This is a genomic window from Micromonospora fiedleri (genome assembly GCF_016774385.1).
In the GTDB taxonomy this organism is placed as follows: Bacteria; Actinomycetota; Actinomycetes; order Mycobacteriales; family Micromonosporaceae; genus Micromonospora; species Micromonospora gifhornensis.
Map to the genome: position 1 here is coordinate 1 of NZ_JAETXL010000036.1, position 523 is coordinate 523.

The following is a 523-nucleotide window of genomic DNA, read 5'->3' on the forward strand; positions in this document are numbered from 1 at the left end:
GTGATGAATGCGGCCATGGATGCTATGACTGCGTCGGCCGCCGCGATGGGGCCGCCTCCAAGGACGGCAGCCGGGATGGCGATAGCTACTTGGCCATCGATGTCAAGACTGTTGATCTGATCAGCTGGGTAGGTGTACGCATTTGCGTTTCCTCCAAAAATTCGGTCAGCCTGAAGGAATCGCCCTGTTGTCGGGTTGTAGAGGCGCACGCCCATCAGCACCATGCCTGCGGACGGATCTGTTGCTCGCCCAGTTGAGCCAAGCCATGCGTAGCCCTCGTCGCCGGCCGTGCTCGTATGTGGCACCCCATACCCGTCATATCCGCGTACGGTGGTCAGACCCGAATCGTTCCCGTGTATCGTTGCGACGATATCGCCGTGCAGGTTGGCGATCTGCCAGTTGCGGGTGGACTCGGCGCTGCTCTAGATGGTGGACATGCCACTTAGGGTGGTTATCGGACGCGTGAAGTCGATTCCCCCCAACTGTGTCGCTGTCCCTGATACACATTTAGATGAGTGAAAGA

General features: G+C 58.7%; 1 protein-coding gene. It reads right to left on the reverse strand.

Annotated features, from left to right (window positions below; genetic code table 11):
- Nucleotides 1-305, reverse strand: a 305-nt coding sequence (locus JMF97_RS30510) for an RHS repeat-associated core domain-containing protein (protein WP_203224667.1), incomplete at its 3' end; no start/stop codon positions are given.
- Nucleotides 306-523: the final 218 nt, after the last annotated feature.